The sequence below is a fragment of the uncultured Alcanivorax sp. genome (genome assembly GCF_947258575.1).
In the GTDB taxonomy this organism is placed as follows: Bacteria; Pseudomonadota; Gammaproteobacteria; order Pseudomonadales; family Alcanivoracaceae; genus Alcanivorax.
The window spans coordinates 17,346-33,679 of the sequence record NZ_CAMYIV010000008.1; the positions used below are offsets into that span (position 1 = coordinate 17,346).

At 60.3% G+C, this 16,334-nt stretch carries 15 protein-coding genes; 10 read left to right on the forward strand and 5 right to left on the reverse strand.

The annotated features are described in order from the left end of the window. Positions 1–117 precede the first annotated feature (117 nt). Positions 118–2,355: a penicillin-binding protein 1B gene (mrcB, locus tag Q0Y02_RS08360; RefSeq protein ID WP_232222087.1), complete on the reverse strand. Its 2,238-nt coding sequence runs from the start codon at positions 2,353–2,355 to the stop codon at positions 118–120. 252 nt (positions 2,356–2,607) lie between these two features. Between mrcB and Q0Y02_RS08365 the strand changes: the two genes are divergently transcribed. From Q0Y02_RS08365 to Q0Y02_RS08375, 3 genes are all read left to right on the forward strand, one after another. Next, on the forward strand, positions 2,608–3,612 hold the full coding sequence (locus Q0Y02_RS08365; protein ID WP_297766882.1) for an adenosine kinase: 1,005 nt from the start codon (positions 2,608–2,610) through the stop codon (positions 3,610–3,612). Positions 3,613–3,717: 105 nt separating this feature from the next. After that, on the forward strand, positions 3,718–4,050 hold the full coding sequence (locus Q0Y02_RS08370) for a Rieske (2Fe-2S) protein (protein ID WP_297766883.1): 333 nt from the start codon (positions 3,718–3,720) through the stop codon (positions 4,048–4,050). Further along, the gene (locus Q0Y02_RS08375; protein WP_297766885.1) at positions 4,047–5,006 is read left to right on the forward strand and encodes a serine/threonine protein kinase; all 960 of its coding nucleotides are present in this window, start codon (positions 4,047–4,049) and stop codon (positions 5,004–5,006) included. Before Q0Y02_RS08370 ends, Q0Y02_RS08375 begins: the two co-directional genes overlap by 4 nt. A gap of 288 nt (positions 5,007–5,294) precedes the next feature. Here Q0Y02_RS08375 and sfsA read toward each other — a convergent pair whose 3' ends face one another. The 4 genes from sfsA to Q0Y02_RS08395 all read right to left on the reverse strand — a co-directional run bounded on the left by sfsA (position 5,295) and on the right by Q0Y02_RS08395 (position 8,076). Continuing rightward, entirely contained in the window at positions 5,295–6,014 is a 720-nt protein-coding gene (gene sfsA / locus Q0Y02_RS08380) for a DNA/RNA nuclease SfsA (protein WP_297766887.1), read from the reverse strand. Further along, a complete protein-coding gene (locus Q0Y02_RS08385) occupies positions 6,011–7,177 on the reverse strand; it encodes an aminotransferase class I/II-fold pyridoxal phosphate-dependent enzyme (protein ID WP_297766889.1) in 1,167 nt (388 codons plus the stop codon). The genes sfsA and Q0Y02_RS08385 overlap by 4 nt, the downstream gene beginning before the upstream one ends. A 122-nt stretch (positions 7,178–7,299) precedes the next feature. After that, on the reverse strand, positions 7,300–7,857 hold the full coding sequence (locus Q0Y02_RS08390) for a hypothetical protein (RefSeq protein ID WP_297766891.1): 558 nt from the start codon (positions 7,855–7,857) through the stop codon (positions 7,300–7,302). Positions 7,858–7,860: 3 nt separating this feature from the next. Next, positions 7,861–8,076, reverse strand: a complete 216-nt coding sequence (locus Q0Y02_RS08395; protein WP_297766893.1) for a hypothetical protein — start codon at positions 8,074–8,076, stop codon at positions 7,861–7,863. 64 nt (positions 8,077–8,140) lie between these two features. On the opposite strand from Q0Y02_RS08395, the gene dksA reads away from it, so the two are divergent. The 7 genes from dksA (at position 8,141) to pcnB (ending at position 16,257) form a co-directional block, all read left to right on the forward strand. Continuing rightward, complete coding sequence (gene dksA / locus Q0Y02_RS08400) at positions 8,141–8,548, forward strand: RNA polymerase-binding protein DksA (protein WP_052042879.1); 408 nt, start codon at positions 8,141–8,143, stop codon at positions 8,546–8,548. A gap of 171 nt (positions 8,549–8,719) precedes the next feature. After that, on the forward strand, positions 8,720–9,607 hold the full coding sequence (gluQRS, locus tag Q0Y02_RS08405) for a tRNA glutamyl-Q(34) synthetase GluQRS (RefSeq protein ID WP_297766895.1): 888 nt from the start codon (positions 8,720–8,722) through the stop codon (positions 9,605–9,607). Positions 9,608–9,813: 206 nt separating this feature from the next. Next, on the forward strand, positions 9,814–9,990 hold the full coding sequence (locus Q0Y02_RS08410) for a hypothetical protein (RefSeq protein WP_007149317.1): 177 nt from the start codon (positions 9,814–9,816) through the stop codon (positions 9,988–9,990). Then, positions 9,980–12,931: a sensor histidine kinase gene (locus tag Q0Y02_RS08415; protein ID WP_297767013.1), complete on the forward strand. Its 2,952-nt coding sequence runs from the start codon at positions 9,980–9,982 to the stop codon at positions 12,929–12,931. Before Q0Y02_RS08410 ends, Q0Y02_RS08415 begins: the two co-directional genes overlap by 11 nt. A 44-nt stretch (positions 12,932–12,975) precedes the next feature. After that, entirely contained in the window at positions 12,976–14,304 is a 1,329-nt protein-coding gene (locus tag Q0Y02_RS08420; RefSeq protein WP_297766897.1) for a sigma-54 dependent transcriptional regulator, read from the forward strand. Between the two features lie 362 nt (positions 14,305–14,666). Then, entirely contained in the window at positions 14,667–14,918 is a 252-nt protein-coding gene (locus tag Q0Y02_RS08425; protein WP_156964890.1) for a hypothetical protein, read from the forward strand. Further along, positions 14,902–16,257 carry a polynucleotide adenylyltransferase PcnB gene (gene pcnB, locus Q0Y02_RS08430; RefSeq protein ID WP_297766899.1) on the forward strand — a complete coding sequence of 452 codons (1,356 nt, stop codon included), beginning with the start codon at positions 14,902–14,904 and terminating at the stop codon, positions 16,255–16,257. Before Q0Y02_RS08425 ends, pcnB begins: the two co-directional genes overlap by 17 nt. Positions 16,258–16,334: the final 77 nt, after the last annotated feature.

Genomic DNA, 16,334 nt, shown 5'->3' on the forward strand with positions numbered 1-16,334 from the left:
ACTATCCTTGAACAGCGCCACGGCAAGACCCGGCTGGGAATGCAGACGATCTGCAGCTGTAACCGGGACCGGCCTTATCGAACGCTGTGTTCTCAGTGGTAAAAGTTTGCTGCAACGCTAGTCAAACAGCCCCTTGAACCAGCCCTTGATGCCTTTCCCGGCTTCTTTTACCGAGCCACAGCCGTCGCTGTCCTGGGGAATCGAGGCTTCCAGCATCGGGTAGCGACGGGCATCGCCGCACCCCTCAGCACTAACGCGCTTGCCATCCGGGTTCATCCATACCCAGTCCACGCCGGCAGGCGGCGTCTGCGACAGGCTGCGCTGGGGGAGTTTACCCATCAGCTGCGCCCATACCGGCAAGGCACCGCTGGAGCCGGTAATACCCGCATTGCGGTTATCATCCCGGCCCACCCAGACTACCGCCAGATGGTTGGCAGAGAAACCGGCAAACCAGGCGTCACGGAAATCATTACTGGTGCCGGTCTTGCCTGCCACCTTGAGGTCCTGCGGCAATGACGCCCGGGCGGCACGGCCGGTCCCTTTCTCGACTACCTGCTGCATGGCCCACTGGGTCAGGAAGGCCGGGCCGGCATCCACCACCTCGTCGGTATTGACCGGGTAACGGGCCAGCGGCTTGGCTTCCTTGTCGAGCACATCGGTAATGGAGCGCAGGCGAGTGCTGAACCCACCCGTTGAAAGAGGCTGATACATCATCGCCACCTCGAACGGGGTCAATTCCAGGCTTCCCAGCAGAATACTCGGGTAAAGGGGAATATTGCGGGTCACCCCCAGGGTATTCATGGTGCCAGCCACCTTGTCCAGGCCCACATCCAGCCCCAGGCGAGCGGTGCCCTGATTGCGCGAATAGGTCAGCACATCCACCACCGGCATGGCGCCACGGGACTGATTGTCGAAGTTCTGCGGCGACCAGGTCGTGCCATTGGGCAGCGTGACTTCCACGGGCCCGTCTTCCACCAGGGTAGCCAGGGACCATTGCTTGGGCTGGCTCACCGCCGACAGCACCACCGCCGGCTTGGCCAGGGAGCCGATCGGGCGCTGGGCATCCAGGGCCCGGTTGAAACCGGCCTCCCGGGAGCTGCGATTGCTGACCAGCGCCAGCACATCGCCCTGGGCGGGCGCCACCACTACCACCGCACCATTAAGTTTTTTGCTTTCGTCAGGATCGCGGCGGTCGAGATGATCGCTCAGCGCCCCTTCGGCAGCGAGCTGGGCCAGCACATCCAGGGTGGAGTGAATACGTAGCCCCTCATCACTGAGCACCTCCGGCGGGTAATCCCGAGCCAGCTGCCGCCTTACCAGATCAATGAAGGCGGGGAATGCATAAAGCGCGGAGGCACCACGCGGCACCACTTCCAGGGAGCGGTTACTGTATTTGTCGTAATCCGCTTTCGACAGCGCCCCCTCATTCAGTGCCACCTTCAATACCGTGTTGCGACGCTCCAGGGAGCGCTCCGGGTGGCGGCGCGGGTCATACCAGCTGGGCCCCTTGAGCAGCGCCACCAGAGTGGCCAGATGATGGGGTTCCAGTTCTTCCAGAGGTCGACCGAACAGGAACTGGGCGCCCAGCCCCATGCCATGAATGGCCCGGGCTCCGTCCTGCCCCAGGTACACTTCGTTGAGGTATGCCTCGAGAATCTGCTCCTTGCTGTAATGCAGCTCCAGCAGCATGGCCATGGGCATTTCCAGGAGCTTGCGTGACAGGGTGCGCTCTGAGGTAAGCCAGAAATTTTTCACCAGTTGCTGTGTCAGGGTGCTGCCACCCTGAACCAGCCGCCCGGCTTTGACATTCGCCAGCATGGCCCGGGCCAGACCGCGCAGGGAAATGCCATGGTGGTCGTAGAAGGCCTGGTCCTCGGTGGCAATCAGCATCTCCACCAGTAGCGGCGGTACCTTGTCCAACGGCACCAGCACCCGGTCTTCCGCATGCTGGGGATGAATACTGCCGATCTGCAACGGCTCCAGGCGTGCCAGCCGATCACCGCCGGCCTCCAGGGACCGAACCTGACCACCAGACAGACTTAACCGGATCCGCTCCGCCTTTTCGCCGCCATCACTGTCGTTGAAACCACGGGTATGCAGCAGCAAGCTGTTGCCCTGCACCGCATAGCTGCCAGGGGTAGCCGCCCGGGAGTCGCGCCGATAGCGCATCAGATCCAGCAACTTGAGCATGTCCTCGCGGGACAGTACGCGGCCTTCATAAAGCTCTACCGGGCGCGCATACACCCGTGCCGGCAACTGCCAGACATGGGCATCAAAACGCTCGCGTACCAGCGCATCCAGGTAGGCCAGTCCCGCAGCCCCCAGCACCAGGCACACCAACGCGGCCTTGCCCACAAAGGACCAGCTGAACCAGCGACGTGGTTGTCCGCTGCTGCGTTTTTTTCGATTCGGTTGCCGCCGCGATCGCGCGGGGGACTTTTTCGCTTTTTTCGCCATGGCAGGGAGTATAGAGAAAAGTGTGAGTGTTTTATGAGTCTCTCTTGCCTTATCCGTTCCCTTCACAGTGATTTGAGTAAATTTTGCAACCTGACCCGGGGCGCCCATAATAGCCGCCCTTGCTTATCCGAACCGAAAGACGGAGCCTCCATGACGAAAAAATACGACGTTTATGCCCTCGGCAACGCCCTGGTGGATACAGAAATCGAGGTCAGCGACGCCTTCCTTGAGCGCATGGAGGTAGGCAAGGGCCTGATGACCCTGGTGGACGAAGCCCGTCAGGCGGAGCTGATCGCTGCTCTGGCCGACGAAGCCGAGCCTCATAAACAAACCAGCGGCGGTTCTGCCTGCAACACCGTGGTCGCCACCCGCTACTTCGGTGGCAACAGCTACTACGCCTGCAAGGTAGCGGACGACGCCACCGGCGACATCTTTGTCAACGATCTGACCGCCGCCGGCGTCGATACCAACATGAACGGCAGCCGCGACAGCGGCATTTCCGGCAAATGTCTGGTCATGCTGACGCCGGATGCGGAACGCACCATGAATACCTATCTGGGTATTTCCAGTCAGGTTTCCGAGGCGGAGCTGGACGAAGCCGCCATCGCCGCCAGCCACTATGTGTACCTGGAGGGTTATCTGGTCAGCGGTGACAGCTCCCGGGCGGCGGCCATCAAACTGCGCCAGCTGGCCGAGAAGCATGGCGTGAAAACCTCACTGACTTTCTCTGACCCGGCCATGGTGCAGTTCTTCAAGGACGGCCTGTCCGACATGCTGGGCGACGGCGTGGACCTGCTGTTCTGCAACGATGCCGAAGCCACCAGCTATACCGATACCGACAGCCCGGAAGCGGCGCTGGAAAAGCTCAAGACCGTATGCCGTTCCGCCGTCATCACCCTGGGCGCCAAAGGCGCGCTGGTGTGGGATGGCGAACAGACGCATCACATCGATCCGGTGCCGGTGAAGGCCATCGACAGTAACGGTGCCGGCGACATGTTTGCCGGTGCCTTCCTGTACGCCATCACCCACGGCCACGATTTTGCCGCTGCCGGCAAGCTGGCCTCTGCCGCCGCCGCCCGGCTGGTGACCGAATTCGGCCCACGCCTTTCTGCGGACGTGCATCAGGAAATGCGTCAGACCGTCCTTGGCGACTAATCGCCACTTAGCGAAGGGCAGACATGGCCTCAAGCCATCTCTGCCTGACCCAACAACGGCGGGGATGTGCTGCACCCCGCCCGATGAACAGCACACAGGTACGCCATGGAACACATCTGCAACGTGAACGACATCGAACACGAGAGCGCGCGGGAATTTCAGAAAGACGGCCAGCCCGTCATCGTGGTCAAATTTGATGGACAGATTCACGCTTACATCAACTGGTGCCCGCACCTGGGCATCGAACTGAACTTCATGCCTGACCAGTTCATGGATGGCGACAACCAGTTTCTCATGTGCGCCAACCACGGCGCCCTGTTCGACATTGATACAGGTGATTGCCTGTCCGGCCCCTGCAGCGGCGACAAGCTGATCCCGGTTCCCCTGGAAGTTCGCGGCGATGAAGTCTGGCTAGGCGAGGTAACACAACCGGCATGAGCCACCCCTTTGATGACCTTACCCCGGATTACATGCTGGATGCGGTAGACGCCGCCGGCTTCCTCAGCGACGGACGCCTGCTGCAACTGAACAGCTTCGAAAACCGGGTATACCAGGTGGGCCAGGAAGAGGGCCCGCCGGTAATCGTCAAGTTCTACCGCCCGCAGCGCTGGAGCGACGAACAGATTCTCGAAGAGCACGCCTTCAGCCTGTTCCTGGTGGAGCGGGACCTGCCCGTGGTTGCCCCCATCGAAAAGAATGGCACCACCCTGTTCCACTGCGACGGCTTTGCCTTTGCGGTGTTCCGCAGAGCGGGCGGCCACGCGCCAGAGCTGGACAACGACAACCATCTGGAACAACTCGGCCGCACCCTGGCACGCTGGCATGCCTGCGGCAGCGACCGCCCCTATCAGCTCCGCCACACCATGGACCCGGTCGCCGATATTCGTGCCGCCAGCACCTTTCTGATCAATGACGTGGTAGATCTGAATTACCGCAGCCAGTATCGGGATGTCTCGGGCCAACTGCTGGAAGCCATCGAACAACGCCTGCGCGATGTGGATTTCCCGCTGCTCAATGTGCATGGCGACTGCCATACCGGCAACATCCTGTGGCGCGATGACAAACCGCATTTTGTGGATCTGGACGACAGCCTGCGCGCGCCAGCCATGCAGGATCTCTGGATGCTGCTGTCCGGCGAACAGGACGAACAACAACATCAGCTACGCGTCCTCGCCAGCGGTTATGACACCTTTCTGCCCTTCCCCTGGCAGCAGGTTTCCCTGATCGAGCCATTACGCACACGCCGCATCATCTGCTACGACGCCTGGCTGGCCAAACGCTGGGATGACCCTGCCTTTCCGCCCGCCTTTCCCTGGTTTGAATCGATGAACTACTGGCGGATACAGGTGGAGTTATTGCAGCAGCAACTGCGCAGCTTGCAGGCCCCGCTGTAGAGGAACAGCGACTTTCTGTAGGCGCGTCGCTCGCGGCGCGATAGGGCTGGCACCGTGTTTTCTACAACGCCGCTGTAGGAACGTAGCGCAGCGGAGTAACGCACGTAGTTCCGTGCGGCCCGAAGGGTGAGCGAAGCGAATAATTCCTCTCGAGGGACGAACCCGAGCCCAGGCGAGGGAAAAGGCGAGGCAGGGGCTACCCGATCACGACAGCAACGGCGTTAATGGCTTGGGAGCCTCTGAGGCGTTTCCCACGCTAACGCGTGGTTCGTCCCTCGAGAGGAACTCCTACATCCGAATCGGCAAGGGTTTTTCCAGTTCGAAACCATCGGCGGATATCGCCACCTTCCATGCCAGCACTTCTACCCCCTTCTGCACGGCTTCACGCAGCAGTTCCCCGTAACGGGCATCAATCTCATCCGCTGGCCGGGCAGCGGTCGCGCCACTGTGCTGCACACAGAAAAACAGTACCGCCCGCTTTCCGGATGCCACCACGTCCATCAGCGTCAGCAGATGTTTCTGGCCGCGCACGGTGACGGAATCCGGAAAGGCAATCATGCCATCATCGGTGTCATCGGGCCCCGGCCCCAGGGTGACGTTTTTCACCTCGATAAAGGTGTGGGGGTCGCTGCGCTCCCCCAATGCCAGATCAAAGCGGCTGTCACCGTATTTCACTTCCCGTTCCACGCCGGTGCCAGGGCTCAGTGCGTCAACATGGCCGGCGCGGACCGCCTCTTCCACCAGCGCATTGGGTCGGCTGGTATTGACCCCGGCCCAGTGGCCATGGCCCACCTGCAGCGCCTCCAGGGTGTGTCGATATTTGCGCTTGGGATTACCACTGTCGGAAATCAGCGCCTGCTGGGGCTCACCGAGTACGCAGTTTTTCATGGAGCCTGTGTTGGCGCAGTGCACGGTCATTTCAGTGCCATCGGCGCGCACTACATCAGCCATAAACCGCTTGTAGCGTCGCAGTAGCGTGACCGTTTCCAGGTGAGGAGAAAACTTCACAGGGACTCCAGGTAGTGGCCCAACCGGTGCAGGGCATCAACAAGACGGGACTCGGCACAGGTATAGGCCAGGCGAACATAGCGATGGTGATCATGGCCATCACCGAAATCCAGACCCGGCGTCATGGCCACCTTTTCCTTTTCCAGCAGGTCTGCACAGAAAGCAAAGCTGTCGTTGGTCCAGTCGCTCACATCCACATAGACATAGAAAGCGCCGTCAGCCTTGGACACCACCGGCAACTTCAGATGGGCAAGCCCATTGAGCAGACACTGGCGGCGGCGGGCAAACAGCTGATGGCGCTGCTCCAGGATCGTCAGGGAAGGCTCCTGCAGAGCGGCAAGCGCTCCGTATTGCGCCGGGGTGGAGGGCGCCAGAAACAGATTCTGTGCCAGCCGCTCAATGGCCGGCACCAACGGCTCCGGCGCCACCAGCCAGCCCAGCCGCCAACCGGTCATGCAGAAATATTTACTGAAGCTGTTGATCACCAGCACCTGATCGGTTCGCGACAACACCGATTGCGCCGGCCCGCGATAACAGAGGCCCTGATAGATTTCGTCCACCAGCAGCAGACCACCTTGCTGCACCGCCCCCTCAGCCATGGCCTGCAGCGTATCCAGTGACAGCATATTGCCGGTGGGATTATCCGGGCTGGCCACCATGGCCAAACGGGTATCCGGTTGCCAGGCCGCCAGCAACTCACTGGCCGTCAGGGTGAAGTCATCCTCTGCCTTTAATACCAGCGGCTGGGGTTTCCCTCCCACCAGATTCACGAACTGGCGATTGCAGGGGTAGCCCGGATCGCTCAGCAATACGCCGTCACCGGGATTGATCAGGGCCGCCAGTGCCAATTGCAACGCCCCCGAAGCGCCTGGCGTCACCACGATCTGCGCCGGTGAGACGGTAGCGGAAAACCGCTCCCGGTAGTCATCCGCAATAGCCTGGCGCAAAGCAGGGAGACCTGCCGCCGGCGTGTAGCCAGTCCCGCGATCACGGGTGGCGGCAGCTATGGCTTCCAACACCGGTGCCGGCGTTTCAAAATCCGGCTCCCCCACTTCCAGATGAATCACATCGTGCCCCTGAGCAGCCAGTTGCTGGGCTCGCTCCAGCAGCGCCATAACATGGAAGGGCGGGATCTGCTCGGCAAAGTGCGACAGCGTTATCACAAGATTCCTCTTTCCTATAAGGGTGGCATGGCTATAATCGGCCAGATTTTCACCAACTGGTGACAAGACTTACCCGGACGGGGTAAGGTCAAAAGATTACATTACGCCCGTGCCTGGTTATATCAAGCGGGCCCCAGGGATAGTGGGACAGGATAGAGAGTCGAGAAGATGCTAAGGGAGTTACTCAAAATGGCCACCGGCAAAAAGAAAGCCCCGAAAAAGGCGGCTAAAAAACAAACTACCGGGTCTGCTTCCAGCAGCAAGAAAGCCACTACATCGACCGCTGCCCGCAAGGCGCCAGCCAAGAAGGCTGCCGTGAAGAAGGCTCCGGCCAAGAAAGCAGCGGCGAAAAAGGTGACAGCAAAGCCTGCGGCCAAAAAGGCCCCAGCCAAAACCGCAGCCAAAAAAGCTGCCGTAAAGAAACCCGCCACCAAGCCTGCCGCTAAAAAGGCGCCGGCCAAGAAGGCCTCTGTGAAAAAAACCACTCCCAAAAAAGCGGTCGCCAAAAAAACGGCACCGGCGAAGAAAGCCGTCACCGCAAAGCCTGCAGCGAAACCCGCTGCAAAGAAAGCCGTCGCGAAGAAAGCACCGGTCAAAAAAACCGCAGTGAAAGCGCCAGCCAGTAAGCCCGTCGCCAAAAAAGCGGCCAGCAAACCTGCGGCGAAGCCGGCCACCAGCAAGCCTCAATCCACTGCTGCCAACGCCAAGTCAGCGAAGGCCAGCAAGCCCGCTGCCAAAAGAACGGCAGCCAAAAAAGCAGCACCCGCTGCACCTAGAACAAAATTGCCTACCTCCGGGAAGGCATCGGCAGCGGCCCGGGCCGCTGCCAGAGACGCATCGAATACCGGTAACGCACGGAGCGCGACTGCCGGCAAAGGGACTTCGCCGAGCCGATCCATCTCTTCTGCTCAGGTAAAAGCAAACGTGAAAAAGAAAACCGCCTCATCCGCCTCGCAGGCTCAAATGCACGGCTTCAAGCCCTACATGCCAGCCAAAAACGAGGAGTACATGAACGAGAAGCAACGCGAACACTTCCGCCAGATTCTGCTGGCCTGGCGCCAGGAGTTGATGGAAGAAGCCGATCGCACCATGCACCATCTGCAGGACGAGCAGGCCAACCTGCCCGACCCGGCAGACCGCGCCACCCAGGAAGAAGAATTTGCCCTGGAACTGCGTACCCGCGATCGCGAGCGCAAGCTGCTGAAGAAGATCGAGAAGACTCTGGATCTGGTCGACAAGGACGATTACGGCTTCTGCGAAGCCTGTGGCATCGAAATCGGCATCCGCCGCCTGGAAGCCCGTCCCACCGCCGACCTGTGCATCGACTGCAAGGAACTGGCGGAGATCAAGGAAAAGCAGCTGGCAGGGTAAGACCAGTGAATAGTTAACAGTGAACAGTTAATAGCTCGCGGTAGCGGGCTTTTGTTCTTGAAATGCTGGAAGCCGCGAACAAGTTTGGACGCGGCTTCCTCGTTTTTAAACTACTGTTAACCGTATTTCGCGCAACTATTAACTGTTAACTATTCACTATTAACTGCCTTTATGACCTATCGCGGACGTTTCGCCCCCACCCCCTCCGGGCCCCTGCATTTCGGGTCGCTGGTGGCTGCGCTGGCCAGTTGGCTGGAAGCGCGCCATGCGGGTGGGGAATGGCTGGTGCGGGTGGATGATCTGGATCCGCCCCGGGAAATGCCTGGGGCCGCCGATGCCATCCTGCGTCAGCTGGAAAGCTTCGGGCTGTTTTGGGATGGCCCGGTGCGTTACCAGAGCCAGCGGCACAGCGGCTATCAGCAGGCAGTGGAGACCCTACTCGACAGCGGCCATGCCTTCCACTGTCGCCTGACCCGCAAACAACTGGCCACTCTGAATCACAACCATCCCGGCATCAGCGCCGCTGTGCCACCGGCCACCGATACCGCCATCCGCCTCCAGGTTCCCGATCGAGAGCTGATCTACCAGGATGGTATTCAGGGAGCCATCATCAACAATCTGCAACACGATGGTGGCGCCTTCGTCATTCGTCGTCGCGACGGCCTGTTCGGTTATCAACTGGCCTGCGCCCTGGACGATGCGGATGAGGGCATTACCCATGTGTTGCGGGGCGCCGACCTGCTCGATTCCACCCTGCGCCAGCGCTGGCTACTGGAATGCCTGGGCAGGCCGGCACCTGAGTATGCGCATTTACCGGTAGTCACCGATGGCCGGAACCTGAAGTTGTCCAAGTCCGCGGGTAGTGAAGCCCTGGACCCCGCTCGGGCCAGCCGGTTACTTACCGCCGCCCTTCACTGCCTGGGCCTTCAGCCACCCTCAGACTTGCAAGGCGCAAGCCCGGCAGCACTTCTGGCATGGGGCACAGCACACTACCCCGATCACCAGTGGCCAGCCGGCCGCCAGCAACCATTGCCAGAGGAGTTGCAAGCTACAAGCTGAAGGTTCTAACTCGAACCGGGGAAAACCCACAGCAAATGCTGTGCCCGCCTTTAACGGTATAAGCGCGGAGACAGCCGACCAGAACACAAATACACATCCCGCGCCTTGCAGCTTGAAACTTGTAGCTTGTAACTTGCCGCTGTCCTCGCTTTTACACGCCCCACCCCCTGGCGTATGCTCATCGGCCCGGAGGGGTTAAACCACCTATGTATACCGACCGACTGCTGATCATCTTTATTCTCGGCACTTATCTGCTTTCCCCCGCCATCATCGACTGGTGGAGTGAAGGTGGGCGCGCCTGGTATCGCCCCTATCTGATCTGGCTGGGCCTGATCGCCCTGAGCTACTGGATTGCCAAGAGCAAGGATGTCGATGGTCTATAGTGTCAGCGATCTGATCCTGATTGCCGGTTGCTACCTGCTGTTTCTGTTTGCGGTGGCCTGGATCACCGAGCGTGGCTGGTTGCCCGCTCACTGGGTACGTCACCCGGCGGTCTACGTGCTGTCACTGGGGGTCTATGCCAGTGCCTGGGCGGTATACGGGTCAGTGGGCTACGCCTACCAGTACGGCTACAACTTCCTGTCCTATTTCCTGGGTATTTCCGGGGTCTTCCTGCTTGCTCCCATTCTTCTGGCACCGATCCTCAGACTGACCACCACCTATCAGCTCAGCTCCCTGGCGGACCTGTTTGCCTTCCGCTACCGCAGCCGGCTGGCCGGGGCCATGACCACCATCATCATGCTGATCGGGGTACTGCCCCTGCTGGCCCTGCAACTGAAGGCCGTAGCCGAGTCGATCCAGATACTCAGTGGCACCGCCGACCCCCGCGATCTGGCCGCCGGGTTCTGCCTGATGATGGTGATTTTTGCCATCCTGTTCGGCGCCCGCCATACCACTGCCCGGGAAAAGCACGAAGGGCTGGTGATGGCCATCGCCATGGAATCACTGATCAAGTTGCTGGCCTTCGGTGCGGTGGCGTTGCTCGGCCTTTACGGAGTGTTCGATGGGCCTTCCAGCCTGAATGCCTGGCTGGATGACCACCCGGAAATGCTGGCGCGACTCTACTATCCCCTGCAGGACGGCACCTGGCATTCCATGATCATGGCGTTCTTTGTCTCCGCCGTGGTGCTGCCGCACATGTTCTATATGGCCTTTACCGAGAACATGAACCCGCGCGCGCTGGTCACTGCCAGCTGGGCGCTGCCGTTGATGTTCCTGCTGATGGCACTGTGCGTGCCGGTCATCCTGTGGGCCGCGGCGGCCGGCAATGCCCCCACCCCGCCCGATTATTACGCCCTCGGCATCGGCATGATTACCGGTGGTCACGGCGCGGTGCTCGGCTATATCGCCGGGCTTGCCGGCGCCAGTGGCATGCTCATCGTGGCCACCCTGGCCCTGTCCGGCATGTGTCTGAATCATCTGGTACTGCCCGCCAGCCCGCTGCAGGGCCAGAACCTGTATCGCAATCTGCTCTGGACCCGGCGCATTCTGATCGCCGCCATTCTCGCTCTGGCTTATCTGTTCTACCGCTTCACCGGCACGGATCACACCCTGGTGGAACTGGGCGTGCTCACCTTTGTGGCGACCCTGCAGTTCGTTCCCGGGCTGATCGGCGCCCTGTTCTGGCCCTCCGGCAATCGCAACGGCCTCTTCGCCGGGCTACTGGTCGGCTTTATCTTATGGGTCATGCTGCTGCTGGTACCCATCGCCTACCCGAACTGGCAATTCCAGCCACTGATGGAACTGCTGGGCATGCGTTTCCAGACCGGCGCCAGCCAGTGGCACCACGTGGCCATCGCCTCGGTAACCGCCAATGCCCTGATCTATGCCATCGTATCCATCGTCACGCCCATGTCCCGGTCGGAAAAGAACGCCGCCGAAGCCTGTGCCGTGGACAGCCTGCGCCGCCCCTATCGCTGGGAGCTGGAAGCAAAAAGCGTGGACGATTTCATTGATGCCATGAGCCAGCCGCTGGGGCCGATCACCGCCACCCGGGAAGTGGAAATGTCGCTGCGCGATCTGCACCTGCCACGCACGGAAACCCGCCCCTATGCCCTGCGGCGACTGCGCGACCAGCTGGAAACCAATCTGTCCGGCCTGCTCGGCCCCTCGGTGTCCCACCAACTGATCGACGATCACCTGCCCTACCTGCCGGAGGAGGAACAACACTCCAGCGAAGACATCCAGTTCATTGAATCGCGCCTGGAACAGTACCGGGATCGCCTGTCCGGGCTGGCGGCGGAACTGGATGGCCTGCGCCGTTTCCATCGTCAGACCCTGCTGGAGCTGCCCATGGGGGTCATTTCCCTGGGTGCTGACCGGGAAATCATCGGCTGGAACCGGGCCATGGAAAGCCTCACCGGCATTACCGCCGAAGACACCATCGGCTCGCGGCTGGCAGACCTGGACCCGCCCTGGGGCGACTTCTTTACTCGCTTCAGCCACGACGACAATGCCCATCAGCCCCAGCAGTCACTGGAAGTGGAAAACCAGACACGCTGGCTGAGTCTGCACAAGTCCGAGGTGATGGGCGCTGGCACCGCCGAGCAGGCCGGCGGCCAGGTACTGGTAATCGAGGACATTACTGAACTGCGCCACATGGAAGCGCACCTGGCTCATAACGAACGCCTGGCCTCCATCGGCCGCCTGGCCGCCGGGGTGGCCCACGAAATCGGCAACCCGGTCACCGCCATTGCCTGTCTGACCCAGAATCTGGATGAAGACAGCGACCTGGAGGAACAGCAGGAGGCCTGCGACCAGATTCTCGAACAGACCCGGCGTATCACGCGTATCGTGGAATCCCTGGTAACCTTCAGTCATTCCGGTGGTATCAAGCTCAGTGAGCAGGTACCGGTAAACCTGTGCGACACCGTGGACGAAGCCATCTCATTGCTGCTGCTGGACCCGGATCACCGCCAGCAACCGTTCGAGAATCACTGCCCGGCAAGCTACTGGGTCAAGGGCGACCCGCAACGCTTGCTCCAGGTGTTCATCAACCTGCTTGGCAATGCCGCCGATGCCAGCGAAGACCAGCAGCCAGTCACCGTGCACTGTGAGCCACGCGGTGACTTCCTCGATATTCTGCTGGAGGATCAGGGCCACGGCATTCCGGATACATTGCGCGATGCCCTGTTCGAACCCTTCGTCACCAGCAAGCCACCGGGCCGCGGTACCGGCCTGGGCCTGGCGCTGGTGTACAGTATTATCGAAGAACATCAGGGCACCATCCGGGTAGAAAGCCCGCTCAGCGAAAAAGGTGGCACCCGCTTTGTGGTCAGTCTGCCGGTGCACAGGCAACAAGCCGCTGCCCCCGGGCAGCCGTAAACGTAGTATCCTGCTCAACCAGATAAGTAAGGACCCAGCGATACATGAGCCACATCCTGATTGTTGAAGATGAACCGGTGATTCGCGGCGCCCTGCGCAAACTGCTGGTACGCCACGAACACTCCGTGGCAGAAGCCGACTCCGTGGAGCAGGCCCGGGAACAGCACCTCAATCAGTTTGATCTCATCATCAGCGACCTGCGTCTGCCCGGCGAGCCCGGCACCGCCCTGATAGACAGCGCCGGCACCACCCCGGTACTGATCATGACCAGCTATGCCAGCCTGCGTTCTGCGGTGGACGCCATGCGCCAGGGTGCGGTGGACTATATCCCCAAACCGTTCGATCACGATGAAATGCTGCTGGCCGTTGAGCGTGTGCTCAAGGAAGGTCGACTGAACAGAGGCAATCGCGCCCTGCGACGGGATATGGAGCGCAGCTACCCGGTACACAACATGATCGGCGACAGTGATGCCATGCAGGAACTCAAGCATCGCATCCACCGGGTGGGCCCCACTAATACACCGGTCTTGATCATGGGCGAATCCGGTACCGGCAAGGAACTCACCGCCCGCGCCCTGCACGAACAAAGTGAGCGTGCCGGCGGCCCGCTGATCTCGGTGCAGTGCGCCGCCCTGCCGAAAAACCTGCAGCTGACAGAACTGTTCGGCGATGAAGACAGCGCCGGGCGTATCGAGGAAGCCGATGGTGGCACCCTGTTTCTCGACGAAGTGGGCGAGCTGAATAGCGACGTGCAGAGCCGCCTGCTGACCCTGCTCACCCACCACGAAATCCACCGCCAGGGTTCCCTGTCACCGCGCAAGGTTGACGTGCGTATTCTTGCCAGCAGCCAGCTGGATTTACCCGGGCGAGTGGCAGAAGGTCATTTCCGTCAGGATCTGTACTACCGGCTCAATGTCATGGAGCTGACCCTGCCCCCCCTGCGCGACCGTCAGGACGATCTGCAAAGTCTGGCCAACGCCCTGCTTGCCCGCGGCTGCGAGAAGCTCAACCGACACGACCTCTATTTCACCGACGCCGCCTGGCAGGCCATGGTCGGCTATAGCTGGCCCGGCAATGTGCGCGAACTGGAAAACGTGATTGAGCGGGCCATTATTCTCACCGAGGAAGATGGCATCGGTCCGTCACAGCTGGGCCTGAATCCCAACCGAACGCCCCAGCGGGTAAGCCGCGCCAGCCTGGATCCCAGCGAAGATCTGTCCCTGGAGGATTACTTCACCCGCTTCGTGATGGAAAACCAGGACAGCATGACCGAGACCGAACTGGCCCAGAAACTGGGCATCAGCCGCAAGAGCCTGTGGGAGCGCCGCCAGCGACTGGGAATTCCCCGCAAAAAAGCCGGTAGTCGCCGCTAACACCCCGCCTGTCATTGCTGCACGACCGGCGAGACGGGTTTTTGCTCCAGGCTATGTAAAAAACTTCTGACCTTGGCAGTAGAGAAACACTCCCTATTCCCCGGCAAAAGACCGCAGGCAGCAACAAGTGTTACCGCGCTACACAGACAGGTAACACCAGGGTTACACATTCCTGGAAACTATTTACTTTCGCTTTAGGTTTCTCTCTTAACTCATTGTTTTAAAAGAAATTCACTCTTTGTTGCATTGCCCCGGTGGGACGGGCACTATGAATCCCACGCCAGCAAACAATAAAAACAGCGGCGTAACAGGCTCAACAATAACAACAAGAAAGAAGAAGAATAATTTCACGAGCCGATGCAATGCTGCTGCAACTGATGATTGCAGCGACAAGGCAGAAAACAACACAAACAATAATAACAACAGAATCAGCGCAAAATATGGGAGTCACAACTTCGGTTGTGGCTCCTTTTTACTTTCTGGGCCAGGCCAACGTCGGCCAGTATCTCAATGAACCAGAAAAAGTGCTACTATCGCCGCTTTATTGCACACCTTTGAGGCTAATACTGACGCATGCCCTGCAAGTTCCTGGAACGTATGACTGGCTGGTTTAAGAAGGGTTCCCTAAAAAACCGCAGAACGTTCGAACCGCGAGTCATTCCCCGCGACCAACATCCCATTTCCCGCAAACAGGTGTCCCGCGCTGCGCTGGATGTCCTTTATGGCCTGCACAAGGCGGGCTTTGAAGCCTACCTGGTTGGCGGCTGCCTGCGGGATATTCTCTGTGGTCGCGAGCCCAAGGATTTCGATGTGAGCACCAATGCCACGCCGGAACAGGTCAATCGCCTGTTCAAGCGTAGCCGCATCATTGGTCGCCGCTTCCAGATCGTGCATGTGCGCTTTGGCCGCGAAGTCATTGAAGTCTCCACCTTCCGCGCCATGAATCGGGAGGACAACCCGGACCGCGACCAGCACCACGCCCACGAAGAAACCGGCCTGGTACTGCGCGACAACACCTGGGGCAGTATCGAGGAAGATGCCCTGCGCCGGGATTTCACCATTAACGCGCTGTACTACAACATTGCCGATTTCACCCTGCATGATTTCGTCGGCAGTCTGGATGACATCGACGAGCAGGTCATTCACCTGATCGGCGACCCGGAAACCCGCTTCCGCGAAGACCCGGTGCGCATGCTGCGCGCTGCCCGCTTCGCCGCCAAGTTGGGGTTCCATATCGATCCCGCCACCGGCGACCCGATTCCCGACCTGGCGGAGCTGCTGTTGCAGGTCCCCTCCGCCCGCCTGTTTGATGAAGTACTCAAGCTGTTCCTCAGTGGCCATGCCCGGGATTCCTATGAACAGTTGCAGAGCCTTGGCCTGTTCCGCTTCCTGTTCCCGGAAACCCAGCAGGCCCTGGAGGGAGAAAAAGGCCAGATATGGGAAGCCATGCTGCTGGCCGCCATGGATAACACCGACAAGCGACTGGCCGATGGCAAACCGGTCACTCCCGCCTTTATCTACGCGGTACTACTGTGGCCGATCATTCAGGAACGCATGGGCCATTACCTGTCCAGCGGCCTGCCGCCGGCCCAGGCCCTGCACAAGAGCGCCACTCGCGCCCTCAACACCCAGATCAAACACACCGCGATTCCCCGCCGCTTCTCCACCGTGATGCGTGAAATGTGGGAGCTGCAGCTTCGCCTGGACAAGCGTGCCGGCAAGCGTGCTGACGCCATGATGGAGCACCCTCGCTTCCGCGCCGCCTACGATTTCCTGTTACTGCGTGAACAGGCAGAAGAGATCAAACCGGGGCTCGGCGACTGGTGGACTCGCTATCAGGAACAGGATGAGCAGGGCCGCCGCCAGATGATCAGCGAGCTGGGCAACCAGCCCGGCGGTGGCGGCAACAAGCGACGCCGGCGCCGGCGCAAGAAACCGGCAGCGGAAGGCTGACAAGAAGCACCGAGTGACAAGGAGCGAGTCTCGAAGGGCAAACCCGGTTTTTGATTTTCGCTTCTCGAAACTTGTAA

What these genes read in the sequence shown, in the direction of transcription:
- Q0Y02_RS08420 (WP_297766897.1), top strand. Translation starts at nt 12,976, where the DNA reads ATGAGCCACATCCTGATTGTTGAAGATGAACCGGTGATTCGCGGCGCC.
- Q0Y02_RS08365 (WP_297766882.1), top strand. Translation starts at nt 2,608, where the DNA reads ATGACGAAAAAATACGACGTTTATGCCCTCGGCAACGCCCTGGTGGAT.
- Q0Y02_RS08370 (WP_297766883.1), top strand. Translation starts at nt 3,718, where the DNA reads ATGGAACACATCTGCAACGTGAACGACATCGAACACGAGAGCGCGCGG.
- pcnB (WP_297766899.1), top strand. Translation starts at nt 14,902, where the DNA reads ATGACTGGCTGGTTTAAGAAGGGTTCCCTAAAAAACCGCAGAACGTTC.
- dksA (WP_052042879.1), top strand. Translation starts at nt 8,141, where the DNA reads ATGCACGGCTTCAAGCCCTACATGCCAGCCAAAAACGAGGAGTACATG.
- Q0Y02_RS08415 (WP_297767013.1), top strand. Translation starts at nt 9,980, where the DNA reads ATGGTCTATAGTGTCAGCGATCTGATCCTGATTGCCGGTTGCTACCTG.
- gluQRS (WP_297766895.1), top strand. Translation starts at nt 8,720, where the DNA reads ATGACCTATCGCGGACGTTTCGCCCCCACCCCCTCCGGGCCCCTGCAT.
- Q0Y02_RS08375 (WP_297766885.1), top strand. Translation starts at nt 4,047, where the DNA reads ATGAGCCACCCCTTTGATGACCTTACCCCGGATTACATGCTGGATGCG.
- Q0Y02_RS08410 (WP_007149317.1), top strand. Translation starts at nt 9,814, where the DNA reads ATGTATACCGACCGACTGCTGATCATCTTTATTCTCGGCACTTATCTG.
- Q0Y02_RS08425 (WP_156964890.1), top strand. Translation starts at nt 14,667, where the DNA reads ATGCTGCTGCAACTGATGATTGCAGCGACAAGGCAGAAAACAACACAA.
- Q0Y02_RS08395 (WP_297766893.1), bottom strand. Translation starts at nt 8,076, where the DNA reads ATGGATCGGCTCGGCGAAGTCCCTTTGCCGGCAGTCGCGCTCCGTGCG.